25 protein-coding genes are annotated in these 24,448 nt (G+C 67.4%); 12 read left to right on the forward strand and 13 right to left on the reverse strand.

The features are described 5' to 3' along the window. Nucleotides 1–8: 8 nt before the first annotated feature. Together H507_RS0100430 and rhaI are read right to left on the reverse strand one after the other, a co-directional pair. A complete protein-coding gene (locus tag H507_RS0100430) occupies nucleotides 9–2,087 on the reverse strand; it encodes a bifunctional rhamnulose-1-phosphate aldolase/short-chain dehydrogenase (RefSeq protein WP_022908745.1) in 2,079 nt (692 codons plus the stop codon). A gap of 41 nt (nucleotides 2,088–2,128) precedes the next feature. Beyond that, complete coding sequence (rhaI, locus tag H507_RS0100435; RefSeq protein WP_022908746.1) at nucleotides 2,129–3,310, reverse strand: L-rhamnose isomerase; 1,182 nt, start codon at nucleotides 3,308–3,310, stop codon at nucleotides 2,129–2,131. A 101-nt stretch (nucleotides 3,311–3,411) separates the two neighbouring features. Between rhaI and H507_RS0100440 the strand changes: the two genes are divergently transcribed. Next, entirely contained in the window at nucleotides 3,412–4,422 is a 1,011-nt protein-coding gene (locus H507_RS0100440) for a LacI family DNA-binding transcriptional regulator (RefSeq protein ID WP_022908747.1), read from the forward strand. Between the two features lie 51 nt (nucleotides 4,423–4,473). On the opposite strand, the gene H507_RS0100445 is transcribed toward H507_RS0100440, so the two are convergent. Together H507_RS0100445 and H507_RS0100450 are read right to left on the reverse strand one after the other, a co-directional pair. After that, nucleotides 4,474–4,995, reverse strand: coding sequence for an aminoacyl-tRNA deacylase (locus H507_RS0100445; protein WP_022908748.1), 522 nt, complete (start codon nucleotides 4,993–4,995; stop codon nucleotides 4,474–4,476). A 1-nt stretch (nucleotide 4,996) separates the two neighbouring features. Then, nucleotides 4,997–5,593, reverse strand: a complete 597-nt coding sequence (locus H507_RS0100450; protein ID WP_022908749.1) for an NADPH-dependent FMN reductase — start codon at nucleotides 5,591–5,593, stop codon at nucleotides 4,997–4,999. A gap of 208 nt (nucleotides 5,594–5,801) precedes the next feature. Between H507_RS0100450 and cobA the strand changes: the two genes are divergently transcribed. From cobA to H507_RS13685, 3 genes are read left to right on the forward strand one after another with little or no spacing between them, the layout of a single operon-like run. Then, nucleotides 5,802–6,527 (forward strand): uroporphyrinogen-III C-methyltransferase, encoded by a 726-nt coding sequence (gene cobA / locus H507_RS13680; RefSeq protein ID WP_022908750.1) that lies wholly within the window; start codon nucleotides 5,802–5,804, stop codon nucleotides 6,525–6,527. Nucleotides 6,528–6,531: 4 nt separating this feature from the next. Beyond that, the gene (locus H507_RS0100460; RefSeq protein ID WP_211217277.1) at nucleotides 6,532–7,371 is read left to right on the forward strand and encodes an adenosylcobinamide-GDP ribazoletransferase; all 840 of its coding nucleotides are present in this window, start codon (nucleotides 6,532–6,534) and stop codon (nucleotides 7,369–7,371) included. 3 nt (nucleotides 7,372–7,374) lie between these two features. Further along, nucleotides 7,375–7,956 carry a bifunctional adenosylcobinamide kinase/adenosylcobinamide-phosphate guanylyltransferase gene (locus H507_RS13685; protein WP_022908752.1) on the forward strand — a complete coding sequence of 194 codons (582 nt, stop codon included), beginning with the start codon at nucleotides 7,375–7,377 and terminating at the stop codon, nucleotides 7,954–7,956. A 58-nt stretch (nucleotides 7,957–8,014) separates the two neighbouring features. On the opposite strand, the gene H507_RS0100470 is transcribed toward H507_RS13685, so the two are convergent. Together H507_RS0100470 and H507_RS0100475 are read right to left on the reverse strand one after the other, a co-directional pair. Further along, nucleotides 8,015–8,233 (reverse strand): DUF6458 family protein, encoded by a 219-nt coding sequence (locus tag H507_RS0100470; protein ID WP_022908753.1) that lies wholly within the window; start codon nucleotides 8,231–8,233, stop codon nucleotides 8,015–8,017. 178 nt (nucleotides 8,234–8,411) lie between these two features. Beyond that, a complete protein-coding gene (locus H507_RS0100475; protein WP_022908754.1) occupies nucleotides 8,412–9,506 on the reverse strand; it encodes an NADH:flavin oxidoreductase/NADH oxidase in 1,095 nt (364 codons plus the stop codon). Between the two features lie 114 nt (nucleotides 9,507–9,620). On the opposite strand from H507_RS0100475, the gene H507_RS13690 reads away from it, so the two are divergent. Both H507_RS13690 and H507_RS0100485 read left to right on the forward strand, forming a co-directional pair. Continuing rightward, a complete protein-coding gene (locus H507_RS13690) occupies nucleotides 9,621–10,304 on the forward strand; it encodes a DinB family protein (RefSeq protein WP_022908755.1) in 684 nt (227 codons plus the stop codon). Continuing rightward, on the forward strand, nucleotides 10,301–10,858 hold the full coding sequence (locus tag H507_RS0100485; RefSeq protein ID WP_022908756.1) for a DinB family protein: 558 nt from the start codon (nucleotides 10,301–10,303) through the stop codon (nucleotides 10,856–10,858). Before H507_RS13690 ends, H507_RS0100485 begins: the two co-directional genes overlap by 4 nt. Before the next feature lie 29 nt (nucleotides 10,859–10,887). Here H507_RS0100485 and H507_RS18395 read toward each other — a convergent pair whose 3' ends face one another. Then, nucleotides 10,888–13,086: an ATP-dependent DNA ligase gene (locus H507_RS18395; protein WP_022908757.1), complete on the reverse strand. Its 2,199-nt coding sequence runs from the start codon at nucleotides 13,084–13,086 to the stop codon at nucleotides 10,888–10,890. A gap of 105 nt (nucleotides 13,087–13,191) precedes the next feature. Here H507_RS18395 and H507_RS0100495 point away from each other — a divergent pair, with 105 nt between their 5' ends. Together H507_RS0100495 and H507_RS0100500 are read left to right on the forward strand one after the other, a co-directional pair. Further along, the gene (locus tag H507_RS0100495) at nucleotides 13,192–13,827 is read left to right on the forward strand and encodes a vitamin K epoxide reductase family protein (protein WP_026377563.1); all 636 of its coding nucleotides are present in this window, start codon (nucleotides 13,192–13,194) and stop codon (nucleotides 13,825–13,827) included. A 150-nt stretch (nucleotides 13,828–13,977) separates the two neighbouring features. Then, a complete protein-coding gene (locus H507_RS0100500; RefSeq protein ID WP_022908759.1) occupies nucleotides 13,978–14,805 on the forward strand; it encodes a phosphotransferase in 828 nt (275 codons plus the stop codon). Here H507_RS0100500 and H507_RS0100505 read toward each other — a convergent pair. After that, on the reverse strand, nucleotides 14,784–15,680 hold the full coding sequence (locus H507_RS0100505; protein WP_022908760.1) for a helix-turn-helix transcriptional regulator: 897 nt from the start codon (nucleotides 15,678–15,680) through the stop codon (nucleotides 14,784–14,786). The two genes, H507_RS0100500 and H507_RS0100505, sit on opposite strands and share 22 nt — an antisense overlap. Before the next feature lie 395 nt (nucleotides 15,681–16,075). Here H507_RS0100505 and H507_RS13700 point away from each other — a divergent pair, with 395 nt between their 5' ends. The 4 genes from H507_RS13700 (at nucleotide 16,076) to H507_RS0100525 (ending at nucleotide 19,932) form a co-directional block, all read left to right on the forward strand. Next, complete coding sequence (locus H507_RS13700; RefSeq protein WP_022908761.1) at nucleotides 16,076–17,869, forward strand: restriction endonuclease; 1,794 nt, start codon at nucleotides 16,076–16,078, stop codon at nucleotides 17,867–17,869. Then, nucleotides 17,862–18,098 (forward strand): hypothetical protein, encoded by a 237-nt coding sequence (locus H507_RS18430; protein WP_084707568.1) that lies wholly within the window; start codon nucleotides 17,862–17,864, stop codon nucleotides 18,096–18,098. The genes H507_RS13700 and H507_RS18430 overlap by 8 nt, the downstream gene beginning before the upstream one ends. A 3-nt stretch (nucleotides 18,099–18,101) precedes the next feature. After that, nucleotides 18,102–18,599: a DUF4304 domain-containing protein gene (locus H507_RS17045; protein WP_022908762.1), complete on the forward strand. Its 498-nt coding sequence runs from the start codon at nucleotides 18,102–18,104 to the stop codon at nucleotides 18,597–18,599. A 1,114-nt stretch (nucleotides 18,600–19,713) separates the two neighbouring features. After that, nucleotides 19,714–19,932 (forward strand): hypothetical protein, encoded by a 219-nt coding sequence (locus tag H507_RS0100525; protein ID WP_157438828.1) that lies wholly within the window; start codon nucleotides 19,714–19,716, stop codon nucleotides 19,930–19,932. Nucleotides 19,933–20,064: 132 nt separating this feature from the next. On the opposite strand, the gene H507_RS0100530 is transcribed toward H507_RS0100525, so the two are convergent. The 5 genes from H507_RS0100530 to H507_RS0100550 all read right to left on the reverse strand — a co-directional run bounded on the left by H507_RS0100530 (nucleotide 20,065) and on the right by H507_RS0100550 (nucleotide 24,346). Beyond that, nucleotides 20,065–20,868 (reverse strand): DUF6414 family protein, encoded by an 804-nt coding sequence (locus tag H507_RS0100530; protein ID WP_022908765.1) that lies wholly within the window; start codon nucleotides 20,866–20,868, stop codon nucleotides 20,065–20,067. Nucleotides 20,869–21,733: 865 nt separating this feature from the next. Continuing rightward, nucleotides 21,734–22,438 (reverse strand): DUF3800 domain-containing protein, encoded by a 705-nt coding sequence (locus H507_RS17545; protein WP_022908766.1) that lies wholly within the window; start codon nucleotides 22,436–22,438, stop codon nucleotides 21,734–21,736. Between the two features lie 130 nt (nucleotides 22,439–22,568). After that, on the reverse strand, nucleotides 22,569–22,976 hold the full coding sequence (locus tag H507_RS13710) for a DUF4913 domain-containing protein (protein ID WP_022908767.1): 408 nt from the start codon (nucleotides 22,974–22,976) through the stop codon (nucleotides 22,569–22,571). Then, on the reverse strand, nucleotides 22,973–24,013 hold the full coding sequence (locus tag H507_RS0100545) for a hypothetical protein (protein ID WP_022908768.1): 1,041 nt from the start codon (nucleotides 24,011–24,013) through the stop codon (nucleotides 22,973–22,975). Before H507_RS0100545 ends, H507_RS13710 begins: the two co-directional genes overlap by 4 nt. A 36-nt stretch (nucleotides 24,014–24,049) precedes the next feature. Next, nucleotides 24,050–24,346, reverse strand: coding sequence for a hypothetical protein (locus H507_RS0100550; protein ID WP_157438829.1), 297 nt, complete (start codon nucleotides 24,344–24,346; stop codon nucleotides 24,050–24,052). Nucleotides 24,347–24,448 lie beyond the last annotated feature (102 nt).

A 24,448-nucleotide genomic window follows, 5' to 3' on the forward strand; every position in this document is an offset into this window, starting at 1 on the left:
GGCAGGGCTCACCGCAGGAAGGCGGCCGCAACCCCGGCGTCGACGGGGACGTGCAGGCCGGTGGTGTGGGAGAGATCGGGTCCGGTGAGCACGGCCACGGCATTGGCCACGTGCTCGGGCAGGACTTCTCGCTTGAGCAGGGTGCGTTGGGCGTAGAAGGCGCCGAGGTCGTCCTCGGCGATGCCGTAGGTCTTGGCCCGGTTGGCTCCCCATCCCGAGGCGAAGATGCCGGACCCACGCACCACCCCGTCGGGGTTGACCCCGTTCACCCTGACCCCGTGCTGCCCGAGTTCCACGGCGAGCAGGCGTACCTGGTGGGCCTGGTCGGCCTTGGTCGCCGAGTAGGCGATGTTGTTGGGCCCGGCGAACAGCGAGTTCTTCGAGGCGATGTAGACGATGTCGCCACCCATGCCCTGCTCGACCAGCACCCTCGCAGCAGCCTTCGCGACCAGGAAGGAGCCCTTCGCCATCACGTCATGCTGCAGGTCCCAGTCGGCCTCGGTCGTCTCGAGCAGCGGCTTCGACAGCGACAAACCGGCGTTGTTCACCACCAGGTCGAGCCCACCGAAGGCCAGCACCGCCGCGTCGACGGCCGCCTGCACCTGGGCTGCGTCGGTGACATCGCACTGCACCCCGATCGCCACGTCGGAAGCGCGGGCTCCCTTGCCTGACTGGGCAGCCGCCCCCACCTCCTCGGCCACCTGCTGCGCCTTGGCGAGGTCGAGATCGGCCACCACCACGCAGGCACCGTCGGCCGCGAGTCGCTGGGCCGTGGCCTTGCCGATGCCGGACGCCGCCCCGGTCACCACCGCGATGCGGGTGGCGTGCGACTTCGGGCGGGGAAGCCGCTGCAACTTCGCCTCCTCGAGCGCCCAGTACTCGATCCGGAACTTCTCGGCGTCGCTGATCGGGGTGTAGGTCGACAGGGCCTCGGCGCCCCTCATCACGTTGATGGCGTTGACGTAGAACTCGCCAGCGACCCGGGCCGTCTGCTTGTTCTGGCCGTAGCTGAACATGCCGACTCCCGGCACCAGCACCACCAGGGGATCGGCACCCCGCATCGCCGGTGACCCAGCGGTGGCATGGGCCTGGTAGTAGGCGGCGTAGTCCGCCCGGTACCGCTGGTGCAGCTCGCGCAGTCGCGCCAGTTGTTCGTCCAACGTCGCGGTCGCGGGCAGGTCGAGCAGCAACGGCTTGACCTTCGTCCGCAGGAAGTGGTCGGGGCAGGAGGTCCCCAGACCGGCGAGCCTCGGGTGCTCGGCCCGGGCGAGGAAGTCGAGCACCACCTCGGCATCGGTGAAGTGCCCCACCATCGGACGGTCGGTGCTGGCCAGTCCGCGCAGGGTGGGTGCGAGAGCCGCCGCCCTGTCCCGACGGTCTGCCTCGGGCAGGGCCTCGTGCCCGGCCAGCACCGGGCCGAAGGGATCGGGTCGTCCGTGCTCGGCGATGTGGCGTTCAGCGGTCTCGATGATCCACATCGAGTTGGCCTCGCACTCCTCGGAGGTGCTGCCCCAGGCGGTGATCCCGTGGCCACCCAGGATGCAGCCGATCGCCTGCGGGTGCGCGCGGTGCAGGGCGGCGATCTCCAGACCCAGTTGGAACCCCGGTCGGCGCCACGGCACCCAGACCACCGAGCCCCCGAAGATCTCCTCGGTCAGCCGCTCGCCGTCGGCGGCGGTGGCCAGGGCGATGCCGGCGTCGGGGTGCAGGTGGTCGACATGGGCTGCGTCGACGAGCGCGTGCATGGCTGTGTCGATGCTGGGAGCAGCCCCACCCTTGCCGAACAGGCAGTGGTCGAAGGCTGCCACCATCTCGTCCTCACGATCGACCCCGGGATACACGTCGACGAGCGAGCGCACGCGGTCGAGGCGGAGCACGGCCAACCCCGACTCGGTGAGCGTGCCGAGGTCACCGCCGGATCCCTTCACCCAGAGCAGGTCGGTCTCGGTTCCGGTGACCGGGTCGTTCGCCCGGCCCTTGGCCGAGGTGTTGCCGCCGGCGTAGTTGGTGGTGCGGGGGTCGGCCCCCAGTCGGTTGGAGCGTGCGATCAGGGTCTCGGCGGTCAGGGATTGGGGGGTGGTGCTCATGGGTCCTCTGCTGGTCGTGGGAAGGGGTCGGACGAGCGCCGTCAGGCGCCCCACCCGGCCTGGGTACCGCCCACCCGGGCGGCCTCGATGGTGGACTGGTAGCCGGATTCCCGCTGGGCTCGCATCGGGTCGGCGGGCAGGCCCCTGCTCTCGCGCCACTGCGCGAGGGCTGGTCGCACGTCGGTCTGGAAGGCGTCGACGAAGATCTCGTTGGCCGTCAGCACGTCACCCTCGGCCTCGGCGGCGGCCAGCGCCTCGCGGTCGAGCAGCAGGGCGCGAGCCGACATCTCCTGCACGTTCAGCACCGAACGGATCTGGCCGAGGATCTTGTTCTCGACGTTGTGGCACTGGTCGAGCATGAAGGCCACGTCGGGGGAGTTGAATCCCCCGCCCCTGATCACCTCGACCAGGATCCTGAACAGTTGGTAGGGGTCGGCCGCGCCGACGATCAGGTCGTCGTCGGCGTAGAAGCGGGAGTTGAAGTCGAAGCTGCCCAGCCGGGAGAGGCGGAGCAGCTGCATGACGATGAACTCGATGTTGGTGCCCGGCGCGTGGTGCCCCGTGTCGAGGCAGACCACGGCCTGCTCACCGAGGGCTGTCACCTGGGCGTAGGCCGTGCCCCAGTCAGGGACGTCGGTGTGGTAGAACGCCGGCTCGAAGAACTTGTACTCCAGCACCAGGCGCTGGTGAGGGGCCAGCCGGTCGTAGATGGCCTGCAGGGACTCGGCCAGGCGGTCCTGCCGTCCGCGCAGGTCGGCCTGCCCGGGGTAGTTGGACCCGTCGGCCAACCAGATCTTCAGGTCACGGGAGCCGGTGGCCGCCATCACCTCGAGGCAGCGGTAGTGGTGGTCGATCGCCTGTTGGCGCACCGCGCGGTCGACGTGGGTGAGCGAGCCGAACTTGTAGACGTCGTCCTGGAAGGTGTTGGAGTTGATGGTGCCCAGCCGCACCCCCTCCGACTCGGCATGCTCACGCAGCGCCCCGAAGTCGTCGACCAGGTCCCACGGGATGTGCAGGGCGACGCTGGGCGCGAGCCCGGTCATGCGGTTGACCTGGGCGGCGTCGGAGACCTTCTCGAAGGGTGTGCGTGGGGTGCCGGCAGTGGTGAAGACCTTGAACCGGGTGCCGGAGTTGCCGAAGGCCCAACTCGGCAGTTCGATGGCCTGCCGCTCGAGTTGGGCCAGCACCTCGGCGGGCAGGGAACCGGCGTCGGTCAGGGTCATCGTTCGTCGCTCCGTTGCTTTTGAATCGTTTCAATCGGAGCCTAGGTGTACCCGGTCACAGTGGTCAAGGGTGCGCCCGCGGGGTGGGTTAGGGTGACGCCGTGGTCAGTGTGCGTGATGTGGCGACCGAGGCCGGGGTGTCGGTCGGAACCGTCAGCCACGCGCTGAACCACCCCGAGCGGGTCTCCCCCGAGAACCTGAGCCGCGTGCACGCCGCGATCGAGCAGCTGGGGTTCGTGCGCAATGACGCCGCCCGCCAGCTTCGTGCCGGACGCAGCCGCAGCATCGGCCTGGTCGTGCTCGATGCGGGAAATCCGTTCTTCGCCGAGGTGGCCCGCGGGGCCGAACTGGCCGCGGCCGCTGCCGGCCTGTCGGTGCTGGTCGGCAACAGTGTCGAGGACCCCGCCCGCGAAGCGTCCTATCTCGACCTGTTCCGGGAACAGCGGGTGGGTGGGCTGTTGATCACTCCGACCACGGACGACCCCTCCGCACTGCTCCGTCTGCACGAGTCGGGCACCCCGGTGGTGCTGGTCGACCGCGATCCGGGCGACAGCCCGTTCTCGTCGGTCTCGGTCAACGACGTGCTGGGCGGGGAACTCGCGGCCGAGCACCTGCTGGCCCGGGGCAGGCGCCGGATTGTCTTCGTGTGTGGGCCGGTGTCCTTGACCCAGGTGAGGCATCGGCTCGAGGGTGCCCGTCGTGCGGTCGACCGGTGTACCGGAGCAACCCTTGAGGTGATCGAGCGTCCGGCGTTGACCGTGCTCGAGGGACGAGCCGCTGGCGACCTGCTCGCCGACCGGCGCCCGGTCGATCGTCCCGATGCGGTGTTCTGCGCCAACGACCTGATGGCGGTCGGGTTGCTGCAGGCGCTGGTCATGTCGGGTCGGGTTCGGGTACCGGACGAGATCGCCCTGGTGGGCTACGACGACATCGACTTCGCGACCGCCACCGTGGTGCCGCTGACCTCGGTGCGACAACCGGCGCGACTGATCGGCACCACCGCCGTCGACCTGCTGTTGCAGCAATTGGGCGAGCGCGGGGCTGAGCGACGGGCCGTCCGCTTCGAACCTGAATTGGTGGTCCGGGCCTCCAGTGGTGGCCAGGTGGGCTGACCCTCGGGTCGTGCGCCCGGTCCCGGCATGAGGCGTCACGCCAGGAATGATTCAGTCCGAGAGATCCGCCACCGTGGCGTCGAACAGCGCGATCACGTCCTCGGCGGCGACCGTCAGGCCCACCCCGTGACCCCCGCCCCCCAGCGAGACGGTGCGTCCCACCACGGACGAGTCGACGTACACCGGCAGTGCCTGGGACGAACCGAACGGCGTGATCGTCCCCCGCTCGTAGCCGGTCACCGCGAGGGCGGTGGCCGCGTCGGGCATCGACAATCGGTTGGTGCCCAACAGCGCTCGCAACTTGGGCCAGCTGAACTGTCGGTCGCCCGGCACCAGCACGAAGACGTGGGAGTCGTCGGGCATCCGGACGACGAGGGTCTTGAGCAGATCCCGGGGCTCGATCCCCCGCGCGGCTGCCGCCTCCTCCACGCTGGTGACGCGACCGTGGCGGGAGACGGTGAAGGGGATCCCGGACTCCCGTGCAGCCACGATCGCACGGGTGTCGGGGGTCGGGCTGTCGGGGGCCGGGCTGTCGGGTGCAGGGCTGTCGGGTGCAGGCGTGTGGTCGGCCATCTCAGCCCCGCAACCTGGTGACGAGGTGGGTGAGTTGGTCGAGCAGGGTCGTCATCGAGCGGCTCCTGCGCTGGTCGGGACGGAACCCGTCGGGGCCGAACTCGTTGAACGTGCTCATCGAGACCTGCTGGCGTACGTCGACCATCTGGAAGTTCGAGACGATGGTGCGCCAGTGCTCCACGGCCCGCACGCCCGAATCGGCCCCGTAGCTGACGAAGGCGACCGGCTTGAGGGTCCACTCGGGAGCGATGGAGTCGAATGCGTTCTTGAACGCTCCGGGAACAGAGTGGTTGTACTCGGGGGTGACGAAGATGAACCCGTCGAGGTCGTCGATGGTCTGACTCCAGCGGGTCACCTGGGGACTGTCGTAGTTCCGGTTGGCGGATCCGGGAACCGTGGGCGAGGTCAACACCGGAAGCTCGAAGGTCTTGAGGTCGACCACCTCGAACCTGAGCCCAGCCTCGGCCGCGCCCCGGTGCTCGTCGGCACGGTCCTTCACCCAACGGGCGACTGCCTCGCCCTTGCGGCCCTCCCGCACGGATCCGATGATGATGCCGATCCGCATCTGCTGCTGGTTGGTTGGCATGGTCTCGCTCATCGACTGCTCCTCGTCCGCTCGTATGGGGCGCGCTCCACCGTAGCCCCGCTGCCGCGCGGTGTGTGAGGGCGGTCAGCTGCGCCAGTCCTGAACCCGGTCGGGGTAGCCGACGGGGGTCACCTAGAGTGAACCCGTGGCCGTACACCCCTCCCCCGCGGAACCCCAGTCTCCCGGTTCGCCGGACGAGACCAAGCCGCACCACCCCCGGGTGGGCGGACGGGTCACGCTGGTCGGCGGAGGGCCGGGAGACCCAGGTCTGGTGACCCTGGCGGGAGCAGCGGCGCTGATCCAGGCCGATGTCGTGCTCACCGACCACCTCGCTCCCAGCGATCTGATCTGGGAACTCAACCCAGACGTGCAGGTCATCGACGTGGGCAAACTGCCGCGCGGCGCCTTCACCCCGCAGGAGTCCATCAACCAGCAGCTGGTCGACCTGGCCCGCCAGGGCAAGGACGTGGTGCGTCTCAAGGGCGGCGACTCCTTCGTCTTCGGACGAGGCGGCGAGGAGTGGCTGGCGTGCACCGAGGCCGGCGTCGAGGTGCGCGTCATCCCCGGGGTGACCTCGGCCGTTGCCGTGCCCGAGTTGGCTGGTATCCCGGTCACCCATCGGGGGGTGACGCAGGGATTCGTGGTCGTCTCGGGGCACGTCGCACCCGACGATCCCCGCAACCAGGCCGACTGGGGCGCGCTGGCCGCCACCGGTATGACCCTGGTGGTGCTGATGGGCGTGAAGTCCCTTCCGTCGATCGCCGAGACCCTGATCGCTCACGGACGACCCGCCGACACTCCCGCATCCGTGGTCGCGAACGGTGGCCTGCCCAGTCAGCGGCGGATCGACGGCACCCTGGCCACCATCGCCGCACGCGCCGCAGAGGAGCGAGTGGCCCCGCCGGCGGTCTGCGTGATCGGCGAGGTCGTCCGTGCGCTCGGCTGAGTCCGTGAGCTCGGCTGGAGCAGTCGCGACCGAGTCCCCCCGGGTCGGACGAGGCGACCTGGTCGAGGGACTGAGGCTCATCCTCGCCCTGCTGACCGTGGTCCCCGTCGGACGCCTGTCACAGATCACACCCGGCTCGGCGCGCGTCGCCATGCTGGGCGCTCCGCTCGCCCGCGCCGTGATGGGAGCACTCGCGGGGGCCGTACTGCTGGGGGCGTCGCTGCTGGGTCTGCCGCCGCTGGTGGCGGCGTTGCTGGCCGTGGCTGCGCTCATGCTCGGCAACCGCGGCATGCACGTCGACGGCCTCAGCGACACCGTCGACGGGCTGGGTGCCGGCTGGAACCGCGAGCGGGCCCTCGAGGTGATGCACCTGGGCAATGCAGGACCCATGGGGGTGGCGGCCATCGTCGTGACCGTCGGGGTGCAAGCGGCAGCCTGGTCGGCGCTCGACTGGGCCTCACCGGGGGCGGCCACCAGGTCGGCCCTGCTGGTGGCCACCCTGGTCACGTGCTCGGGCGTGGCCGCAACCCTTGCCGCCGCGCGAGGGGTTCCCGCGGCCCCGCAGTCGGGGCTCGCCCGCGAGGTGTCCTCCGTCGTCCCCGTGGCATTGGTGGTGACCTGGCTGCTGCTGGCCGCCGTGGCGATGACAGCCGCTGCCACGTGGGCGGGTCTGGCCTGGTGGACCGGACCAGCGGCCATCGTGGCCGCGGCCACCGTGGTCGGGTGGCTGCTGTGGCGATCGGTCCGTGTCTTCGGCGGGGTCACCGGCGACGTGATGGGTGCCTGCATCGAGCTCGCCCTGACCGCGGCCAGCGTCGCGGTGCTCGTCCCACTGGGGCGCTGACCGGTGCGAACCCTCGTCACCGGCGGCACCCGGTCGGGCAAGTCGGCGATCGCCGAGGGCCTGGTGCCCGACCGTTCCACCCTGCGGCCCGATGAGACCGTCGTCTACGTGGCGTGCGGTCCCTCGTCCGACGACGAGGACTGGAACCACAGGGTCGCCCTGCACCGCCGGCGACGACCCGCCCACTGGCAGACCTGGGAGACCGTCGACCTCGCGGAGGCGATCGACCGCCTTGCCGGGCCCTGCATCGTGGACTGCCTCGGCACCTGGCTGACCGCGCAGTTGGACGACCTGGACGCCTGGTCGAGACCGGCCGATGAGATCACTGCCGAACTGCGCTCCCGCGTCGACGCCGTGGCCCAGGCCGTGGCGCGGTGTCCGCATCCGCTCGTGGTGGTCACCAACGAGGTCGGCCAGTCCCTGATCTCGATGGAACGCTCGGGACGGTTGTTCACCGACTGGCTGGGCTGGCTGAACCAGGCCGTGGCCGCGAGCTGCGACCGCGTGGTGCTGGTGGTCGCGGGGTGCCCGCTCGTGGTGAAGGGCGAGGCCTGGGAGCAGGCCTCGCCCTTCGATCAGGCGTGATCACCGCGGATCCGCCGGAGCGGACCACCCCGGTGGGGTCAGACGCGGACGGTGTGGGTCAGTGCAGGTCGTGGTCGATGCGCTCGTCGCGGACGACCTCGTGGCGGGTCCGCTGACGCTGGGCCTGCAGGATGAAGGACAGGATGATGGCCGCGACCCCCGCGATCATCAGGATCCAGCCGAGGGTGTTGTCGCTCACGCCGGGGATGTTGACCTGGACGGCGAAGGTCAGGATGGCCCCGACGACGACCAGGAAGATTCCGAGTCCGATCCACATGTTGTTTCTCCTCAAGTCTGGCGGCACCGCCGACCCACCCACGGGTGGGGGATCCCGGAGCACGCGCTCTGAGTGAAAAACTACACACAGGTGCCCCCGCCACGCGCAGGAGCCGCGCGACGCGGCGTCAACCCACCCTTGAGGGTGGGTCGCGCCGCGTCTCGGACGGAGGTGAGGTTCAGTGCCAGGCAGCCCGCACGTACTGCGGCGGGTAGAGCCGGCCGGAGACCTCGTCGGCCACACCCAGCTCGTGGGCCGCGCGCTGGGGCCACGACGGGTCACGCAGGGCGGCTCGTCCCAGCAGCACGACGTCGGCCTGGCCGCCGTCGATCACTTCCTGTGCCTGCTCGGGCTCGGTGATCATGCCCACCGAACCGGTGACCACGCCGGCCTCGGCCCGGATCCGGGCCGCGAAGGGCACCTGGTAGCCGGGCCCCACCGGGATCGGCACGGTCACGTTGCCGCCCGACGAGACGTCGACCAGGTCGACACCGTGCTCGCGCAACACGTGGGCCAGTTCCACGGACTGGTCGACCGTCCAGGCCGGGCGGTCGTCGACCCAGTCGGTCGCCGAGATGCGGACGATCACCGGCACCTGGTCACCGACCCTGGCCCTGACCGCGTCGACCACCTCGACCAGCAGACGGCTCCGGTTCTGGAACGAGCCGCCGTGGTCGTCGTTGCGGTGGTTGGAGAGCGGGGACAGGAACTCGTGGAGCAGGTAGCCGTGGGCGGCGTGGATCTCGAGCACCTCGAAGCCGGCCTGCACGGAGCGTGCGGCCGCGGTGGCGAAGGCGTCGACGAGGGCCGTGATCTCGTCCGTGCTCAGCTCCTCGGGCTGCAGCAGCCCGGGGAAGGCCGTGTCACTCGGCCCGACGGGGGTCCAGCCACCCTCGTCGGTGGGTGCGACGCCGTTGGCCTCGCCCGGGAATCCGCGGCGGGTCGAGGCCTTCCGTCCCGCGTGCGCCAACTGGATCGCGGGCGTGGCTCCCTGCGAGCGGATGAATGCGGTGATCCGGGCCCAGGCAGCCACCTGCTCGTCATTCCAGATGCCGGTGTCCTGGGGGCTGATGCGTCCCTCGGGAACAACCGCCGTGGCCTCGGTCATGACCAGGCCGAACCCCCCTTGTGCCCGCGCCCCCAGGTGGACGAGGTGCCAGTCGGTCGGGATGCCGTCGCGTGCCTCGACGGAGTACTGGCACATCGGGGCCAGCCAGATGCGGTTGCGGATGGTGGTGTTGCGCAGCGTGATCGGCGCGAAGAGTGAGCTCACGTGGGGGGCAACACCGCTCGCGGCGATCGTGTTCCCACCCGGCGGCCGACGGCTGCGAGTTCCGTCCACCGTTCGACCCATGCCGCGGGTGGCCCGTGAACTACGGTGTCGTCCATGAGCATCGCGGACACGCACCGGCGGTACGCCGCACACTTCACCCATCTCGTCGAGAACACCTCCGACTGGAACCTGCAGTCGCCCGTGGCCGACTGGCGTGCCCGCGACGTCGTCGAGCACCTCACGAGCTGGCTGCCGGGCATGATGCGATCGCTGGGTGTCGAACTGGCCGACGTCACCGACCGCAACCCGGTGCGTGCGTGGGCCGATCTCACAGCCCAGGTGCAGGTCCTGCTCGACGATCCCGAGCGCGCCGGCCAACTCGTCCAGGACTTCTCCGGTGGCCAGTCGACGGTCGAGGACCTGCTCGCGAAGTATTACCTGCCTGACGTCTTCATGCACACCTGGGACCTCGCCCGCGCCACCGGTCAGGACGCGACCCTCGACCCCGACACCACCCAGAACCTGGTCGAGGCCATGACCGGTGCGGCCGACATGCTGCGCGCCAGCGGTCAGTACGGCGACCCGGTCGTGCTCGACGACTCCCACCCGATGCAGGACAGGCTGATCGCGCTGATCGGACGAGATCCCCACTGGACGGCCCCCGTCGTCGACACCCCGGACGGTCAGATGCCCGCCGGGGCGATCGACGAGACGACCGAGGAGGTGGTGCTGCCGGTCGACGAACTGATGTCGGACCCACAGGACCCCGATGCCCGCCGAAGCGGTGGCCGAGCATGACGCAGTCCAGCGGTACCACCGGCCAGCCCACCACTCCTCCGACCGACGACAAGGACTGGACCTTCGTCACCACCCAGGGCTGCCCCGACTGCGGATACATGCCCACCCGGGTGGACGAGGTCGGTGCACGGGTGCGCGCGACCATCGATCCCTGGCGCCACCGCCTCGCCGCCGACGACGTGCGCCAGCGCCCGACCGAGACCACGTGGTCTCCGTTGGAGTACGGCTGTCATGTGCGTGACGTCTGCATCCTGTTCCGCCAGCGACTGGGGCTGATGGTGACCAGCGACAACCCGACCTTCGCCAACTGGGACCAGGACCAGGCCGCAGTTGAGGGCCGCTACTGGGACGAGGACCCGGCCGAGGTGGCCGAGCAGTACGCCGTCGAGGCGGAGCGCACCGCGGCAGCGTTCGACGCGGTCACCCCCGACCAGTGGGACCGTCCGAGCCTGCGCAGCAACGGCTCGTCCTTCACGGTCGAGACCTTCGCCGCCTACTTCCTGCACGACCTCGAGCACCACGCCCACGACGTCGGTATCAGTCGGGCCGGGTAGGGCCGAGCCCACGTCGGCCACGATCCTACTCAACCGCGCGCGTTCAGCACCTCGTCCAGGTCGTAGCTGACCGGTTCCTCCAGCTGCTCGTAGGTGCACGAGGTCGGGTCACGGTCCTCGCGCCAGCGGACGAACTGCGCGGTGTGGCGGAAGCGGTTGCCCTCCATGTGGTCGTAGCGCACCTCGACGACCCGCTCGGGGCGCAACGGCGTGAACGAGAGATCCTTGTTGGCATTCCACCGCGAGTAGGCGGACGAACTGGGCGTGCGCGGGAACGACTGGTCACGGTTGTCGGGCAGTTGGTCACCGGTGGCGGCGTCGTCGGTCTCACCAGCCCAGTTCCACGGGTGGCCGGCGAAACCGGTGACCAGGGGCTGCAGTTCCTCGAACAGTTCCTTGCGCCGCTCCATCGGGAAGGCCCCGATCACGCCCACCGAGTTGAGGGTGCCGTCGGCGGCGTAGAGCCCCAGCAACAGCGACCCGATCCGGTCGTCGCCGGAGGCGTGGGTGCGGTACCCGGCGACCACGCAGTCGGCGGTGCGCTCGTGCTTGATCTTGTACATCGCCCGCTTGTCCTCGAGGTAGAGCACGTCGACAGGCTTGGCGATCACCCCGTCGAGCCCGGCCCCCTCGAACTGCGTGAACCAGCGTTGGGCGACCTCCCTGTCCCGGGTCGCCGGGGTGAGGTGGATCGGTGGCTTGGCCTTGGCGAGTGCCTTCTCGAGCGCCGCCCGGCGTTCAGCGAAGGGCCGGTCGGTGTAGTTGGTGGAGCCGAGGGCCAGCAGGTCGAAGGCCACGAACGAGGCGGGCGAGGACTGCGACAACTTCTTCACCCGACTGGCGGCCGGGTGGATGCGTTGCTGCAGGGCGTCGAAGTTGAGCCGGTCGCCATGGTCGGGGTCGACCATCACGATCTCTCCGTCGATGACGCAGGCGTCGGGGAAGTTGGCCTTGATGGCCTCGACCAGTTCGGGGAAGTAGCGGGTCATGGGTTTGGAGTTGCGCGAGCCGATCTCGACCTCATCACCCGACCTCCAGATGAGCGAGCGGAACCCGTCCCACTTCGGTTCGAAGATGACGTCGGACTTCGGGAACTCCTTGACGGGCTTGGCCAGCATCGGCCCGAACGGGGGCACCACCGGCACGCCCCAATGGGCGTCCCGTTCGGCCTTGGGCGCCATGTACTCCTCGTCGTCGCGGTCCTTGCGTCGCTTCGAGGGCTGCACCCGCGGCGGCTCGCCGGGCATCTTGGGGTAGTCGGGTGGGAAGTTGAGCTCGCCCAGGCCTCGGGCCAGTTGTTCCTCCCACAGACCGAGAGCTCCCCTCAGCTCACCCACGGCCTCGTCCATCGGGAGCCAGGCGTGGCCGCGCTCGGCCACGATTGCGGGCACGGTCCGCACCGTGAAGTCGGCGGGGGAACAGTCCTTGAGCTCCTCCCAGGTCACCGGGAACGAGACCGGGGCCCCCGGCAGTGGACGAGCCGAGTAGGCGCCGGCGATCGTCCGGTCACGGCAAGCCTGGTTGAAGTCGACGAAGACCCGCTCCCCGCGCTCCTCCTTCCACCAGGACGAGGTGACCAGGTCGGGCAGCCGGCGCTCCAACTCGCGGGCGATGCCGATCACCCCGTGGCGCACGTCGAGGAACTCGTGGTCGGGTCGGATCCGGGCGAAGACGTGCACCCCGCGGTTGCCGGAGGTCTTCACCCAGGCGGTGAGACCGACCTCGTCCATCACCTCGCGGAGCGCGAACGCGGCCTCCACCGCGTCGGTGAAGCCGCGTCCGGGCTGGGGGTCGAGGTCGATGCGGAGTTCGTCGGGATTGTCGAGGTTGGCGGTGCGGACCGGCCAGGGGTGCATGGTGATGGTCGACATCTGCGCCATCCAGACGGCGTCGGCGATCTCGTCGACCACCAACTGCTCATGCTTGCGTCCGCTGGGGTACGTGCACATCACGGTGCGCATCCACGACGGCAGCCCCTGGGGCGGACGCTTGGAGTAGAACGGTTCCCCGGTGATGCCGTCGGGGAATCGCTGCAGGGTGACGGGACGGTCTCCGATCGCCTGCAACAGTCCCGGTTCGACCGCGAGCAGGTACTCGGCCAGTTCGGCCTTGGTGACGGCGCGACCGTCGGGCATCTGGTCAGCCGGCCACAACTCCTTGTCGGGGTTCGACAACTTCACCTCGCGGGTGCCGCCGCCTGATGCGGGAACCTGCAGCATCTCGGTCATGGGCTCGAGCGTAGACGGGGGCACCCGGGTTGGGGGGCAACTTCGGCGCTGGCATAGGCTCGCCACCGCAACCCGTGCGGGTTGCCCAGGACGAAAGGCGTGCAGATGACGGTGGACGAGGCGAACCCGACCCAGGTCGAGGCATCCGCACCCCGGTCACGGACCCGCTACGTCCTGTTCAGCGAGATGCTCGTCTTCGCGATCCTGAGCCTGGTCGCTGCCTTCGTGCTGAGCTACGACGCCATCCTGATCGCCCGTGACCCCAATGTGGTGTTGAGCTGCAACATCAACCCCATCCTCAACTGTGTGAAGGTCGGCTCCACCTGGCAGGCCAATGTCTTCGGCTTCCCCAACGCCTTCCTCGGGCTGATCTCCGAACCGGTGGTGATGACGATCGCGGTCGCCTCACTGGCCGGGGTGCGGTTCCCCAAGTGGTTCATGTTCACCGCCAACGCGGTCTACCTGCTCGGCGTGATCTTTGCCTACTGGCTGCTCTTCCAGTCCACCTTCGTGATCGGCGCCCTGTGCCCCTGGTGCCTGCTGGTGACCATCTCGACCACCTTCGTCTTCTGGTCGATGACCCAGTGGAACGTGCACGAGGGCAACCTGTACCTTCCCGAACGCTGGCAGCAGAAGGCCAGGGCGGCCCTGGACGCGGGGATGTTCACCGCGGCACTGGTGGTCTGGTTCGGCATCATCGTGATCATCGAGATCATCGAGTGGTTGCCGTCGTTCCTGTGAGCCGCCCTCACATGATCGTCCACTGCAGTCTGGGTGCGAGGTCCCGCCAGGATCACCACCGTGGTTCGACCAACCCTCGAAAACGGGGGGTTGGTCGAGCCACCGTGGTGATCCTGGTGGAGCCTCGGGGTCGACATCGCGGGGGCGACGGTGAGTGACGGTCCCCGCCCAGCAGCCGAGCAACCACTGACCGGCGGCAACGCCACCGCGGGGGTCGTGCGCGTGGAGGACCCGCTGACCGGGCCACTGGCCGGTCTGGGGCCCACCGTGAGGAAGCCGTGGCTGCCCCAGTCCGACCTCGTGACCGCCTACTGCGAGCACCTCCGCCGGGCTGGTGTCGATCTGCCCGCCAGCCACGGACGAGACGCTGCCGGACGAGCGGTCACCGAGTTCGTGCCGGGAACTCTTGCCCTCGACCTCCCCCCGCTCGACCTCGACCAGCTGCGGCGGGTCGGTCGACTACTGCGGGCCATCCACGACGCCAGCCCCACCGCGGACGACCCCGACTTCGAGCGCTGGCCGGCGATGTTGATCCCGAGCCCCACGCGGCCGGAGCTGATCTGCCACAACGACGCCACCCCGTGGAACCTGGTGATGGCAGGTCCGGCGCTCACCGATCGCTGGGTCTTCATCGACTGGGACGGAGCCGGTCCCAGTACCGGCGCCTGGGACCTTGCCTACTCCGCACAGGCCTTCGCGGGTCTCCATCCCGACCAGTCACCCGCCGAAGGAGCCAGCCGGCTGCGGGCCATCCTCGTCGACGGCTACCGGTCGTCCGAGGAACTCGCCGCCAGCCTGCCCGAGCTGCTCGGCCAGCGCGCGTGGGCCATGCATGACCTGCTCGAACGCTCCCACGCTGACGGCGACGAACCGTGGTCGTCGATGTTCACCAGCGGCCACGGGGACCACTGGCGAGCAGTCGCCGAGCACTGCACCCGACACGTCGGGAGCTGGCGTCAGGCCTTGTCGAAGCGCTGATCCGTGGCCGTGGGCGCAGCCGGCGACAGATCCGACTGACCTGACAGCGCCCAGCTGACCAGGAGGCCGAATCGCTCGGCCGACTCGGTGCCGGGCTCGGCGGCGTAGGTGTTGAGACGAAGGCCGGGATCGGCGGCCAGGTCCATGGCCTCGTAGTTCAGCGTGAGCTCACCGACCAGGGGGTGGTTGAACCGCTTGACGCCGGACCGGTGCAGTCGCACCTCATGCTTGGCCCACAACTGCCTGAAGCGCTCGCTGCGGGTCGAGAGCTCGCCCACCAGTCGACTGAGCGCGGGATCGTGAGGGTTCTCCCCCGCCATCGACCGCAGCACCGCGGCCGAGTTGTTGGCGATCAGCTCATAGTCGACGAAGAACTCGCGGGCCGACTCCTCACACAGGAAGATGTAGCGGCTGGTGTTGCCCCCGGCCTGCTCGAAGACAGGCGCGTAGAGCAGGCGTCCGACCGCGTTCGTGGCGAGGATGTCGAGCCGCGCGTTGCGCACGTACGCGGCCGACCCGCCCATCTGGTCGAGCAGCCACTGCACCTGCGGCCGCACCACCCGCTTCGGCGCCGTGCGGGTGGTGCGACGGTGGGTGGCGTTGCGGGCCAGGTCGTAGAGGTGGGTGCGCTCGGCCTCGTCCAACTGCAGTGCGGACGACAACGAGTCGAGCACCTGCTCGGAGACGCCACCCAGATTGCCGCGTTCGAGCCGGACGTAGTACTCGAGGCTGACGCCGGCGAGCATGGCCACCTCCTCGCGGCGCAGACCGGGAACCCGGCGGTGGCCACCGATCACGGGCAGGCCCGCCTGCTGGGGGGTCAGACGGTTGCGGCGCGAGATCAGGAAGTCCCGCGCCTCGGTCTTGGTGTCCATGGGCCCATCACACCACGCTCCCCGAACGGTTCACAGGTACCGCCGTTGCCCCCCTGCGACCATCGGACGAGGGTGGGGCCGGGGCCCACTGTCGTGTTCGACTGGATGAAGACCTCGACGAGCAGCGCTGATGGCCGCGAGGAGTGGTTCGGGGCGCGCTCGTAGCGCGATCACCGGCCGATATGTGAAGCTCTCAACGGCACGCCGCCACCCCAACACGACCGTGGTGGAGAGGGACAAGAAGAAGTAGCGGCATCTCCCCTGACGAAGTCGTTACATGGCCCCACACCCCCGTCCGGGTGTGGGGCCATCCCCATGCCCGGGTCGACCGCAAAGATGGCCGTGCAAGCCGTTACCGTAGGCCGGAAGAAGGCTCGGTCGAACAAGAGGAAACCATGGCAACGAGGACCACGATCCACAACGTGATCGACGACTTCCGAGCCGCGGGGTCGAACTCTGAGCGGGGAACTCGGTTCGAACGGCTGATGGAGGGCTACTTCCGTACCGATCCGACCTTGGCCAGCACTTACGACGAGGTCACGTCATGGGCGCGCTGGGACCACAACGAGCATTCCCATGATTCGGGGATCGATCTGGTGGCCAGGAATCGTGACACCGGTGCGTGGACGGCGATCCAGTGCAAGTTCTATGACCCGAAGCACACGCTGCAGAAGGCCGACATCGACTCGTTCTTCACCGCTTCGGGCCGGTCGTGGGACAACATCGTGTTCGACAACCGCATCATCATCTCCACCACTGACCGGTGGTCTCACCACGCCGAGTCAGCGCTGCAGAAGCAGACGGTGCCAGTGCAGCGGATCGGGTTGACCGAGATCGGTGAGTCACCGATCGACTGGATGCTCCACTCGCGCGCCGCCTTGGACTTCGAACCCCGCCGGGCCGCGCGCTACCGCCTTCGACCCCACCAGAAAGAGGCCATCGCCAAGATCCAGGCCGGGTTCGACTCGACTGACCGCGGCAAGTGGATCTCCGCCTGCGGGACGGGAAAGACGTTCACGTCGTTGAAGTTGGCCGAGCAGCGCTGCGCCGACAACGGTGGCCATCTGAAGGTGTTGTTCCTGGCCCCGTCCATCGCGCTGGTGTCGCAGACGCTTCGCGAATGGCTGGCCCAGAGCCAGACCGACATCCGCCCGTTCGTGGTGTGTTCGGACACGAAGGCCTCCCACCAGGCCGAGGACATCTCGATCCACGACATTCCCCTGCCCACGACCGACGCCGACAAGCTGGCCGCCCAGATGGCCGGCGGGGCACGACGGGGGAAACGGATGACGGTGGTGTTCTCCACCTACCAGTCCATCGACGTCGTCGCCCGAGCCCAGCAGCAGTCGGGGGAGGCGTTCGATCTGATCTTGTGCGATGAGGCCCACCGCACCACCGGGGCGAAGTTGCCTGGGGTGACCGACGATTCGGCGTTCGTGAGGGTCCACGACAACACATACCTTCCGGCCGGGAAGCGGCTGTACATGACCGCCACCCCCCGCATCTACGGCGAGGAGGTGAAGAGGAAGGCCGTCGAGGTGTCCGCCGAGCTGTGCTCGATGGACGACGAGGCCCTGTACGGGCCCGAGTTCCACCGTCTTGGCTTCGGCGAAGCGGTGGAACGCAAGCTCCTCACCGACTACAAGGTGATGATCCTGTGCGTCTCCAACGAGGCCGTAAGTGACAGCCTGCAAGGAGTGTTCGCCGACGGGGATGGGGAGATCAACCTCGACGATGCCTCCAAGATCGCAGGCTGCTGGAACGGATTGGCCAAGCGCACCACCGAACTCGACTTCGGTCCCGACCCCGTCCCCATGAAGCGAGCGGTCGCCTTCGCCTCCTCAATCGCCTCCTCGAAGGCGTTCGCCCAGACCTTCCCCGCGATCGCCGACACCCTCAGCGACGACGGTGACCCCGACACCCCCGAACTGCTGGTCGATGCCCACCACGTCGACGGCACCATGAATGCCCTGCTGCGAGGTGAGGAACTGGCCTGGCTGAAGGCCCCCGTCCCCGATGGGGAATGCCGCATCCTGACCAACGCCCGCTGCCTCTCCGAGGGCGTGGACGTCCCCGCCCTGGACGCGGTGCTGTTCCTGTCGCCCCGCAACTCCTTGGTCGACGTCGTCCAGTCCGTCGGCCGTGAATGGAGAGACGGCAGCGACTGCGTACGGCCGCCTGATGCATAAGACTTGGGATTACGGCCCTGGCTTCGAACGCGAGTTCAGATTGCCGAGTGGCAAGCGTGTCGACGGCATCAACTTCGACTCACGTCAGGTCGTCGAATTGAAGCCCGACAACCCTCGTGCGATCCGCCTTGGTCAGCGACAACTCCAAGGCTACCTCGATGAACTAAACGAGGCCTATCCCGGCAGAACGCCGTGGACAGGCGACATTCAGACCTACCCGCGGAGATGACCTATGCCAACCCTCGTCCAGTCGACCGTCGACGCCTACGCGAAGAGCAGGGGTTTCGTGAAGCGAGCAGGCTCGTGGTATCTCAAGCGTGAAGACATCATCTTGGTTCTCAACCTTCAGAAGTCGAACTACGGGCGCCAGTACTTCCTGAACATCGGGCTGTGGCTGAACGTCCTCGGCACGGAGCAAGCGCCCCAAGAGCAGCACTGCCACATTCGGTCGCGACTATCGCGCATTGCCGCAGATGCGGGTAGAGCAGGTGACCTGATGGACGCTGACAAGCTTGAAGTCCAAGCGGATGGTGCCAAGCAACTCACTAGCGAGCTTGCATCCGCGCTTGACCCGCTGATCTCGCTCGCGTCATCCATGAGGGAGCTGGCAGGACAAGCAGGTGCCGAGTTCCTATCACGCGCACTCGTGACCGGATCGGCCCAGCGAGCCTTGGCCGACGCTGGCTCCCCGCGGCCCCGACCCAAGCAGACAAGTACCGAGCTGGAATAACCGGCTCGGAATTGCAGCAGGCTGTCTTGAACGAAGTGGCACGCAATCCCTTTCTCGCGGAGGCTGTGCATGGCTAGGCGATTCATTGGAACGCTTCTTCGGCGTATCCTACTAATCCTGTTGGGATGCCTGTGGGGGACGACCGTGTTGCACGTACTCCTGTCGTTGATCGGAGTCGGTAATTCGCTTCTCTACCACGCAGATCCATTTCTGTGGCCCCAATGGCGTGGTGTCTTCCATCCAGCGACTTGGCTGCTGTGGGTGGCGGCTCTCGTGTTGAGCGTCTGGCTCTGGGTCGTGGTTGGCTGGCATCGGAAGGTGCTTGCGCCCGCCCTACTGTTGTGGGTGCTCGCGTTTGTGCCGATGGTTCGCGTGGAACCGGCACCGGGGGCGATGTACTTCCAGAACACCGCGGAGTATCAGCGAGCAGTCGCCCTCGTCCAGGAGTCCGGCGCGACCGAAGATACCCACGTGCCTATTCCCGCTGGGTTGTCCCGGCTATCCGGCGACGGCACGCTGGACGTGGACAAGGTGGGGTACTTCTTTCCGACGCTGACGGACTGGCGCGACGAAGATGCTCAAGGGGTGTGGTACTCGCGGGATGGGTCACCACCACTGGGGGGAGGCATGCGCACCGTCGCGTGTAGGTACCCAGTTCACCTCCGAGGGCACTGGTGGTACTGCTCGTGGTAACAGCGTGATCCATAGAGTTCCACAGGGGAGGCATGGATCGCGATTGAGTAAAAGACCGTAGGACAGCAGGTTTCGACATGGAAGGCCTGGCCGCTATCGGAATGAACTTCACTCATAGGCCGGGACGGCAGGATCAAAGACCCCCTCGCACACACAAACAGTGAGGGCAGCCATCAGCGAAGTTCCATACCCCTGGGGGTATGTCCGATAATTGATATTATGTCACATCGGCGCCCGTCCGCCCGCTCGAGCGGGGACCACTCTCCTCTGAAGCAGAACGAGTGACGCGACCAGGCCCAGCCGCAGCCAGCACGGGATCGGCCGGATTCAGGAGTCACCCGATATCCGCCTCAGCATGCTCGCAAGCGAGATCACCACTTCGGTTGTGATCCCCGCTCGCATGCTGTCTGCGCTAGGCGGGTTGCTTGACCTTGTCGGCCGCAGCGGAGGCCTTCTTGGCCAGCCCGCGGACCGGGGCCAGCGCGACGTCGTCGTCAAGCTCGACACCGGCGGTGGCAAGACTGTGCTGGGCCTGATCATCGCCAGGAGTTGGCTGGCCGAGGGCAAGGGCCCGCTTGCCTACCTCGTGCCCAACAAGTACGTGGTCGACCAAGGCGGAGTGTCTTGCGGGCCGGGCTGATGCGTTCATTCTCGCTGCCCTCGACCCGGTCTCTCCAAGCATGCGTGGCACTAGATGGCTGCTGCAACTGATCCGGTGCGCCAACGCAGCCAATGGATAAGCGTCCGACCCCGCTCTTCTGAGCCTCCTGGCTCACGTATGGATTACCAAATAGTCCAACACCATGAGCGGCCCCTTCAGGAAATGCTCCTGGGCCTCCTCCGATGCCGGGCCACGCCGCTCTCGCTCGCGCCTATCTGCTCGTGAACCAAGGTTTTGACCTGGCAACGACATGAGTGGATACCAGCGATCCGCCTTCACTATCTTTCGAATCTTGCCAATGATTTTCACCGCGCCGTCGAACTCGTGGTTCCCCGAGATCCATCTTGGCTCTAGGGAGCCAACCACTTTCCACTCAGTCTCATCGTTCTCACCCACCACGACCGGCACCACGTCAAGGGTCTCCAAGAAGCTCGCCGCCGCATCGATTTCCGCGAAATCTATGCCGTCGAGGTCCCCGAATCCTAAGACATCCGCCGCGGGGCGCAGCCTCTGTAATGCCCTCACTGCCTCACTGAAACCGCCATTATTGAGCATTGCTCGAATGACATCCGGTACGAAGATCTCACAATCCCATTCGATCATGGACCCGATAGACGCCATTGGAAACTCGATGGCTGGCTGTTGAATCTCTATCCAATCGAGTTCATCCGACCTTTCATGCCCTGCTGCTATGAGGCGCTTGAGTCGGGCCAAATCGTGATCCGTAGTGTTGATTCTCCTCGCCGTCTGCGATCCACGACCTCCCTCTGCCCTCGCGACCTTAACGTCGACCCCCGCGCGGGCGTCACGAACGTCAGTGACAGTCTCCTCTCCGGATTCGCGCACGCCATCCTCCAGGTTCGCCATGTACCGGAGAAGCGATTCACTATTCAAGTACTGCGGATTGATCAGCATGTCGCCATCATGTCACTGCGCCCCCTCATAACGACGCACGCAGACGGAGGTCCAGCGCTGTAGGGCTGGATCTATGCGAACCCAATGGAGCCACGCGCCGCTTCACGGATAACCCCGAGCGTATGGCCCAGATGCTCGATTATGGCGATTCGCTGGTTACGCCTCGGTGTCAGAGGAGCCTGGGGATCCGTGGGGCATGTCGATCGGCAGGACCGCCGCCCATCTCCTCCTCGATGCGATGAGCTTCGGCCCTCGTGCGACATGGCTTTTCGCCGCACTCACACGTCCCAGCATCACCGCCATGCAGCAACCACGCCGCCCGCACCTGGGCCCTGTAGTAGTTCAGGTCGCCGATCACGCGGTGAAGGTCTCGCTTGAGCCGATCGCTCTCCCGTCGCTCTGCGTCGCGCTCTCTCATCCCGCCCGCAAGAGCTACGTGCGCCCTCCTCGCATGATCAAGAGATCTGCGGGCATGACTCTCCGCCGCCTCAAGGCGCTGCTTGAGCGAGCCCTCCGCGTCGTGCCCACGACAATCCACGCAAGGCTTGACGATCAACGGCGTCTTGGGACCAGCCCTCTCGATGTACGGCAGGCCACAGCAAGGACAGACCATCTTTCGGTCGTATGCCTGCTGGCCAGAATCGCCGACCCCGTAGGGATTTGTTCTTCCCACCAGACACCTCCAAGCTAGATCCTCTGCCTCTAGGTGAGCACGCCGCACTGACAAACTCCGCGGCAGCCACCCTCCTCGCAGCCGCACCTCGCTCCTTTAGACCATGACTAGCGTTGTGGGGCGCGGCGGTGTAGTGTCTTGCATGCAGACCCCCCCGCGACACGCGGATCAGGGGGTCTAGCTGTTTGTGAGCTAGATCTCTCGTGGGCCGCGGTGCGGGTCGCGCTCTCCCAAGTGCGTTGAGTACCACTCCCATGCGAACTGGTTGCCCTCGTATCGGTCGATGTGCACGTTCGCAGTCCAGGCCACCAGATCAGCCATCTGCACCAGCTGCGACGTCCTTGAGTCCATGTGGATGGCATCTTCAACTACTCGCCGATCGGCCAGCCTTAGGTTTCGATGAGTCGCCCGGTAGGAGGTATCGCTACCGTTCCCGTCCATGAACACCAAGGCGAGGGATCCCGTCTCGGCAAGCTCCCCTTCGAACTGCTGGATCAACGCCGAGTACGCATCGCGCCTGGTATTGGCGACGCCACCGACCCCCCGCCGCCAAACAGCTCCAACCCTCAAGTTCTCCGTGCAACGGAGAGTCTCCAAACACGCGAGAGCAACCTCCCGCCCGAAGTCCTTCCAATGCTCTATCCCAGCGTGTACATGGCGCTCTGGGATCCTGTCGGAGATTCGCCCGCGACCGTTGATGTAGTCGGTCGCATGCAACTCTTGGGTGATGGGCACTCCGAATTCCCGCCATAGCCGCTTCCGAGTGTCTAGCCAAGCTTGGAGCACCGATGACCAGCGGTCTGGTCGAAACTCCACCCACCCGTACACGACCAGCCCCGACTGCGGGTGACCAGAGTCATCGACGTACACCAAACGATCGAGATGATTCGGGCTCACCGAGACGAGCTTACCGAGCCTCGGACAAGAGATCCCACGCGCGTGGCCAACTGTTGACCCCCGTTAGGAGACTGCGGGACATAAGGGGGAAGTCACATCTCTCAGGTGGCTGCATTCACCAAAGGCTCCTTCAGAGATAGTCAGCCAAGTCGACGACGCAGGGGGCGGCCCACAGTGCCTCGGCCTGCTTGTGCTCCCCGTTCTTGCAGGCCGCTAACGGGCCGTCGGTGCCGGTGATGATCGCCCAATGGGGGCCGAAGTGGTCGCGCCACCACACCGACGGTCCCAGGAGCCCGTCGTTGCGAAGGTGTTCCCACGCCCGCCACAGCGCCTCGATCCGGTTCACCGCCTCGGGATGGAGCCACCACCTCGAGCACCACCGGTACTTCAACTCACCCAACGGCGGCCGCCAGTTGGGAAGCATCCACTCCCGCAACCACTCATCAGCCGACCCGTAGACCAAGGCCGGCGCCGCGCTCTCCGGCTCGGGCGTGACTGTCTCGTCGCTGGTGTCGTCGACGTCGTCGAGGAAACTCATCGGGTCCTCCCCCGCTTCTGCCGACGGTCCGGCCTTGCCGAGGCACGGTTCCCGGCGTGGCGGCCGCGGTGACTCTCTGCGGCAGCCTCCTCCACGAGAGTGAACCCGGGCGCAGCCTTGCGGGCCACCTGATCGGCTTCCTCCACCTCGGCCGCGGTCACGGAGGCGACCACCACCTGCTCCTCGTCCGCAGCCTGAGAACCAGCCAAGTCACTGGCAGCAATCCCCTGCTCCCGCCGCGCCTGCTCCCTCAACATGACCACCTTGGGATCGTCCGGATCCAAACCGTCGGCCTCCGCCCGGTCAGCACGCGCGCCCGCCTCATGTTCCTGGCTTTGCGCAGCGAGGTCGAAGGCCTCATCGGCCAGACCACTGGTGCGACGGGCCAGCCCGTCGTCGAACGCGGCCTTCACGTCCAGCCCAAACCGGCGTTGGGTCTCCGCCTCGATCCGCTGCGCCACCTGGGCTGCCATCGGATCCAAACCGATCGTCACCCGCACATGCCCGTAGGCCTGGATCCAATCGTCCTGCGACGCAGCCTCCCGCCACCCATCATCCGCGACCACCCGATAGTGCGGGCGATGCTCGGCGACGACCTTCCCCACATCCAACTGCTCGGCCTCCCGACCGACACTCTCGGTGTGGACCGTGGCGGTGCGGTCCTGCCACAGATCGTGGGCCTCACGCAGGTTCACCCCGAACCGTTCCTGGTATTGCTGCTCGATCCGGTTCGCCGCGTGCACGGCCATCGGGTCGACGTCCCGCATCCCCCGCGCGGTGGCGTAGGCGTCGGCCCACTCAGCTGGGGTGGCCTGGTCCTCCCAATCGGCCCACCCGACCCGCCGGTAGACGCCCTGCTGGCTCCGGACCCACTCCTTGAACTGGGCCTCATCGGCCCGACCTGCGGCCATCGCCTGGTCCCGACCCAGGCGTTCCTGGTCGGCGCGTCGACGCTGCGCCACCTCGATGACCCGCGCCACCGCGGCCACCGTCGCACGGATCGCGCGTTCGGCCTCGGCGGTCAGTTCCTCACTCATCGCTCTTCCCTCCCTTGCCGTGTCGGCGTGTGGGGGTCAGCGGCCCGGGCCGCCTCGTGAGCGTTCGTCATGGTGATCCCTCCTGGTGATGTCCGGGTCAGCGGTCTGCTGACCCGTCGGCGGGTGCATCGGTGCCGGGGCAGTGATCGGCGCGAACGCCGCCTGCTCGTGCACCTGCCGGGGCGCCCGGAGATCGTCCTCCGACAACAGGCCCAGCTCGCCGCGCAGCACCACCACTGTGGCGTCCAATCTGCGCTGCACCTCATGGCGAACTCGTTGTGCCGCGACCAGTTCTCGGGCCGCCTCATGCGCATCCGCGATCGCGGGACTCATCCGCCCCAGCTGGTCGATCACAGCCCTCCAGCAAGCGAAGCACGTGCCCGTCCCACCACCGCGTGAGCCCCCGGCCTCTTCGCTGAAAGCTCACATCTGAGA

The organism is Aestuariimicrobium kwangyangense DSM 21549, assembly GCF_000421525.1.
GTDB lineage: Bacteria > Actinomycetota > Actinomycetes > Propionibacteriales > Propionibacteriaceae > Aestuariimicrobium > Aestuariimicrobium kwangyangense.

Excerpts from the sequence above, each read along its gene's own strand:
- H507_RS0100430 (WP_022908745.1), bottom strand. The coding sequence starts at position 2,087 with ATGAGCACCACCCCCCAATCCCTGACCGCCGAGACCCTGATCGCACGC.
- rhaI (WP_022908746.1), bottom strand. The coding sequence starts at position 3,310 with ATGACCCTGACCGACGCCGGTTCCCTGCCCGCCGAGGTGCTGGCCCAA.
- H507_RS0100445 (WP_022908748.1), bottom strand. The coding sequence starts at position 4,995 with ATGGCCGACCACACGCCTGCACCCGACAGCCCTGCACCCGACAGCCCG.
- H507_RS0100450 (WP_022908749.1), bottom strand. The coding sequence starts at position 5,593 with ATGAGCGAGACCATGCCAACCAACCAGCAGCAGATGCGGATCGGCATC.
- H507_RS0100470 (WP_022908753.1), bottom strand. The coding sequence starts at position 8,233 with ATGTGGATCGGACTCGGAATCTTCCTGGTCGTCGTCGGGGCCATCCTG.
- H507_RS13690 (WP_022908755.1), top strand. The coding sequence starts at position 9,621 with ATGAGCATCGCGGACACGCACCGGCGGTACGCCGCACACTTCACCCAT.
- H507_RS0100485 (WP_022908756.1), top strand. The coding sequence starts at position 10,301 with ATGACGCAGTCCAGCGGTACCACCGGCCAGCCCACCACTCCTCCGACC.
- H507_RS18395 (WP_022908757.1), bottom strand. The coding sequence starts at position 13,086 with ATGACCGAGATGCTGCAGGTTCCCGCATCAGGCGGCGGCACCCGCGAG.
- H507_RS0100495 (WP_026377563.1), top strand. The coding sequence starts at position 13,192 with ATGACGGTGGACGAGGCGAACCCGACCCAGGTCGAGGCATCCGCACCC.
- H507_RS0100505 (WP_022908760.1), bottom strand. The coding sequence starts at position 15,680 with ATGGACACCAAGACCGAGGCGCGGGACTTCCTGATCTCGCGCCGCAAC.
- H507_RS13700 (WP_022908761.1), top strand. The coding sequence starts at position 16,076 with ATGGCAACGAGGACCACGATCCACAACGTGATCGACGACTTCCGAGCC.
- H507_RS18430 (WP_084707568.1), top strand. The coding sequence starts at position 17,862 with ATGCATAAGACTTGGGATTACGGCCCTGGCTTCGAACGCGAGTTCAGA.
- H507_RS17045 (WP_022908762.1), top strand. The coding sequence starts at position 18,102 with ATGCCAACCCTCGTCCAGTCGACCGTCGACGCCTACGCGAAGAGCAGG.
- H507_RS0100530 (WP_022908765.1), bottom strand. The coding sequence starts at position 20,868 with ATGCTGATCAATCCGCAGTACTTGAATAGTGAATCGCTTCTCCGGTAC.
- H507_RS13710 (WP_022908767.1), bottom strand. The coding sequence starts at position 22,976 with ATGAGTTTCCTCGACGACGTCGACGACACCAGCGACGAGACAGTCACG.
- H507_RS0100545 (WP_022908768.1), bottom strand. The coding sequence starts at position 24,013 with ATGAGTGAGGAACTGACCGCCGAGGCCGAACGCGCGATCCGTGCGACG.
- H507_RS0100550 (WP_157438829.1), bottom strand. The coding sequence starts at position 24,346 with ATGAGTCCCGCGATCGCGGATGCGCATGAGGCGGCCCGAGAACTGGTC.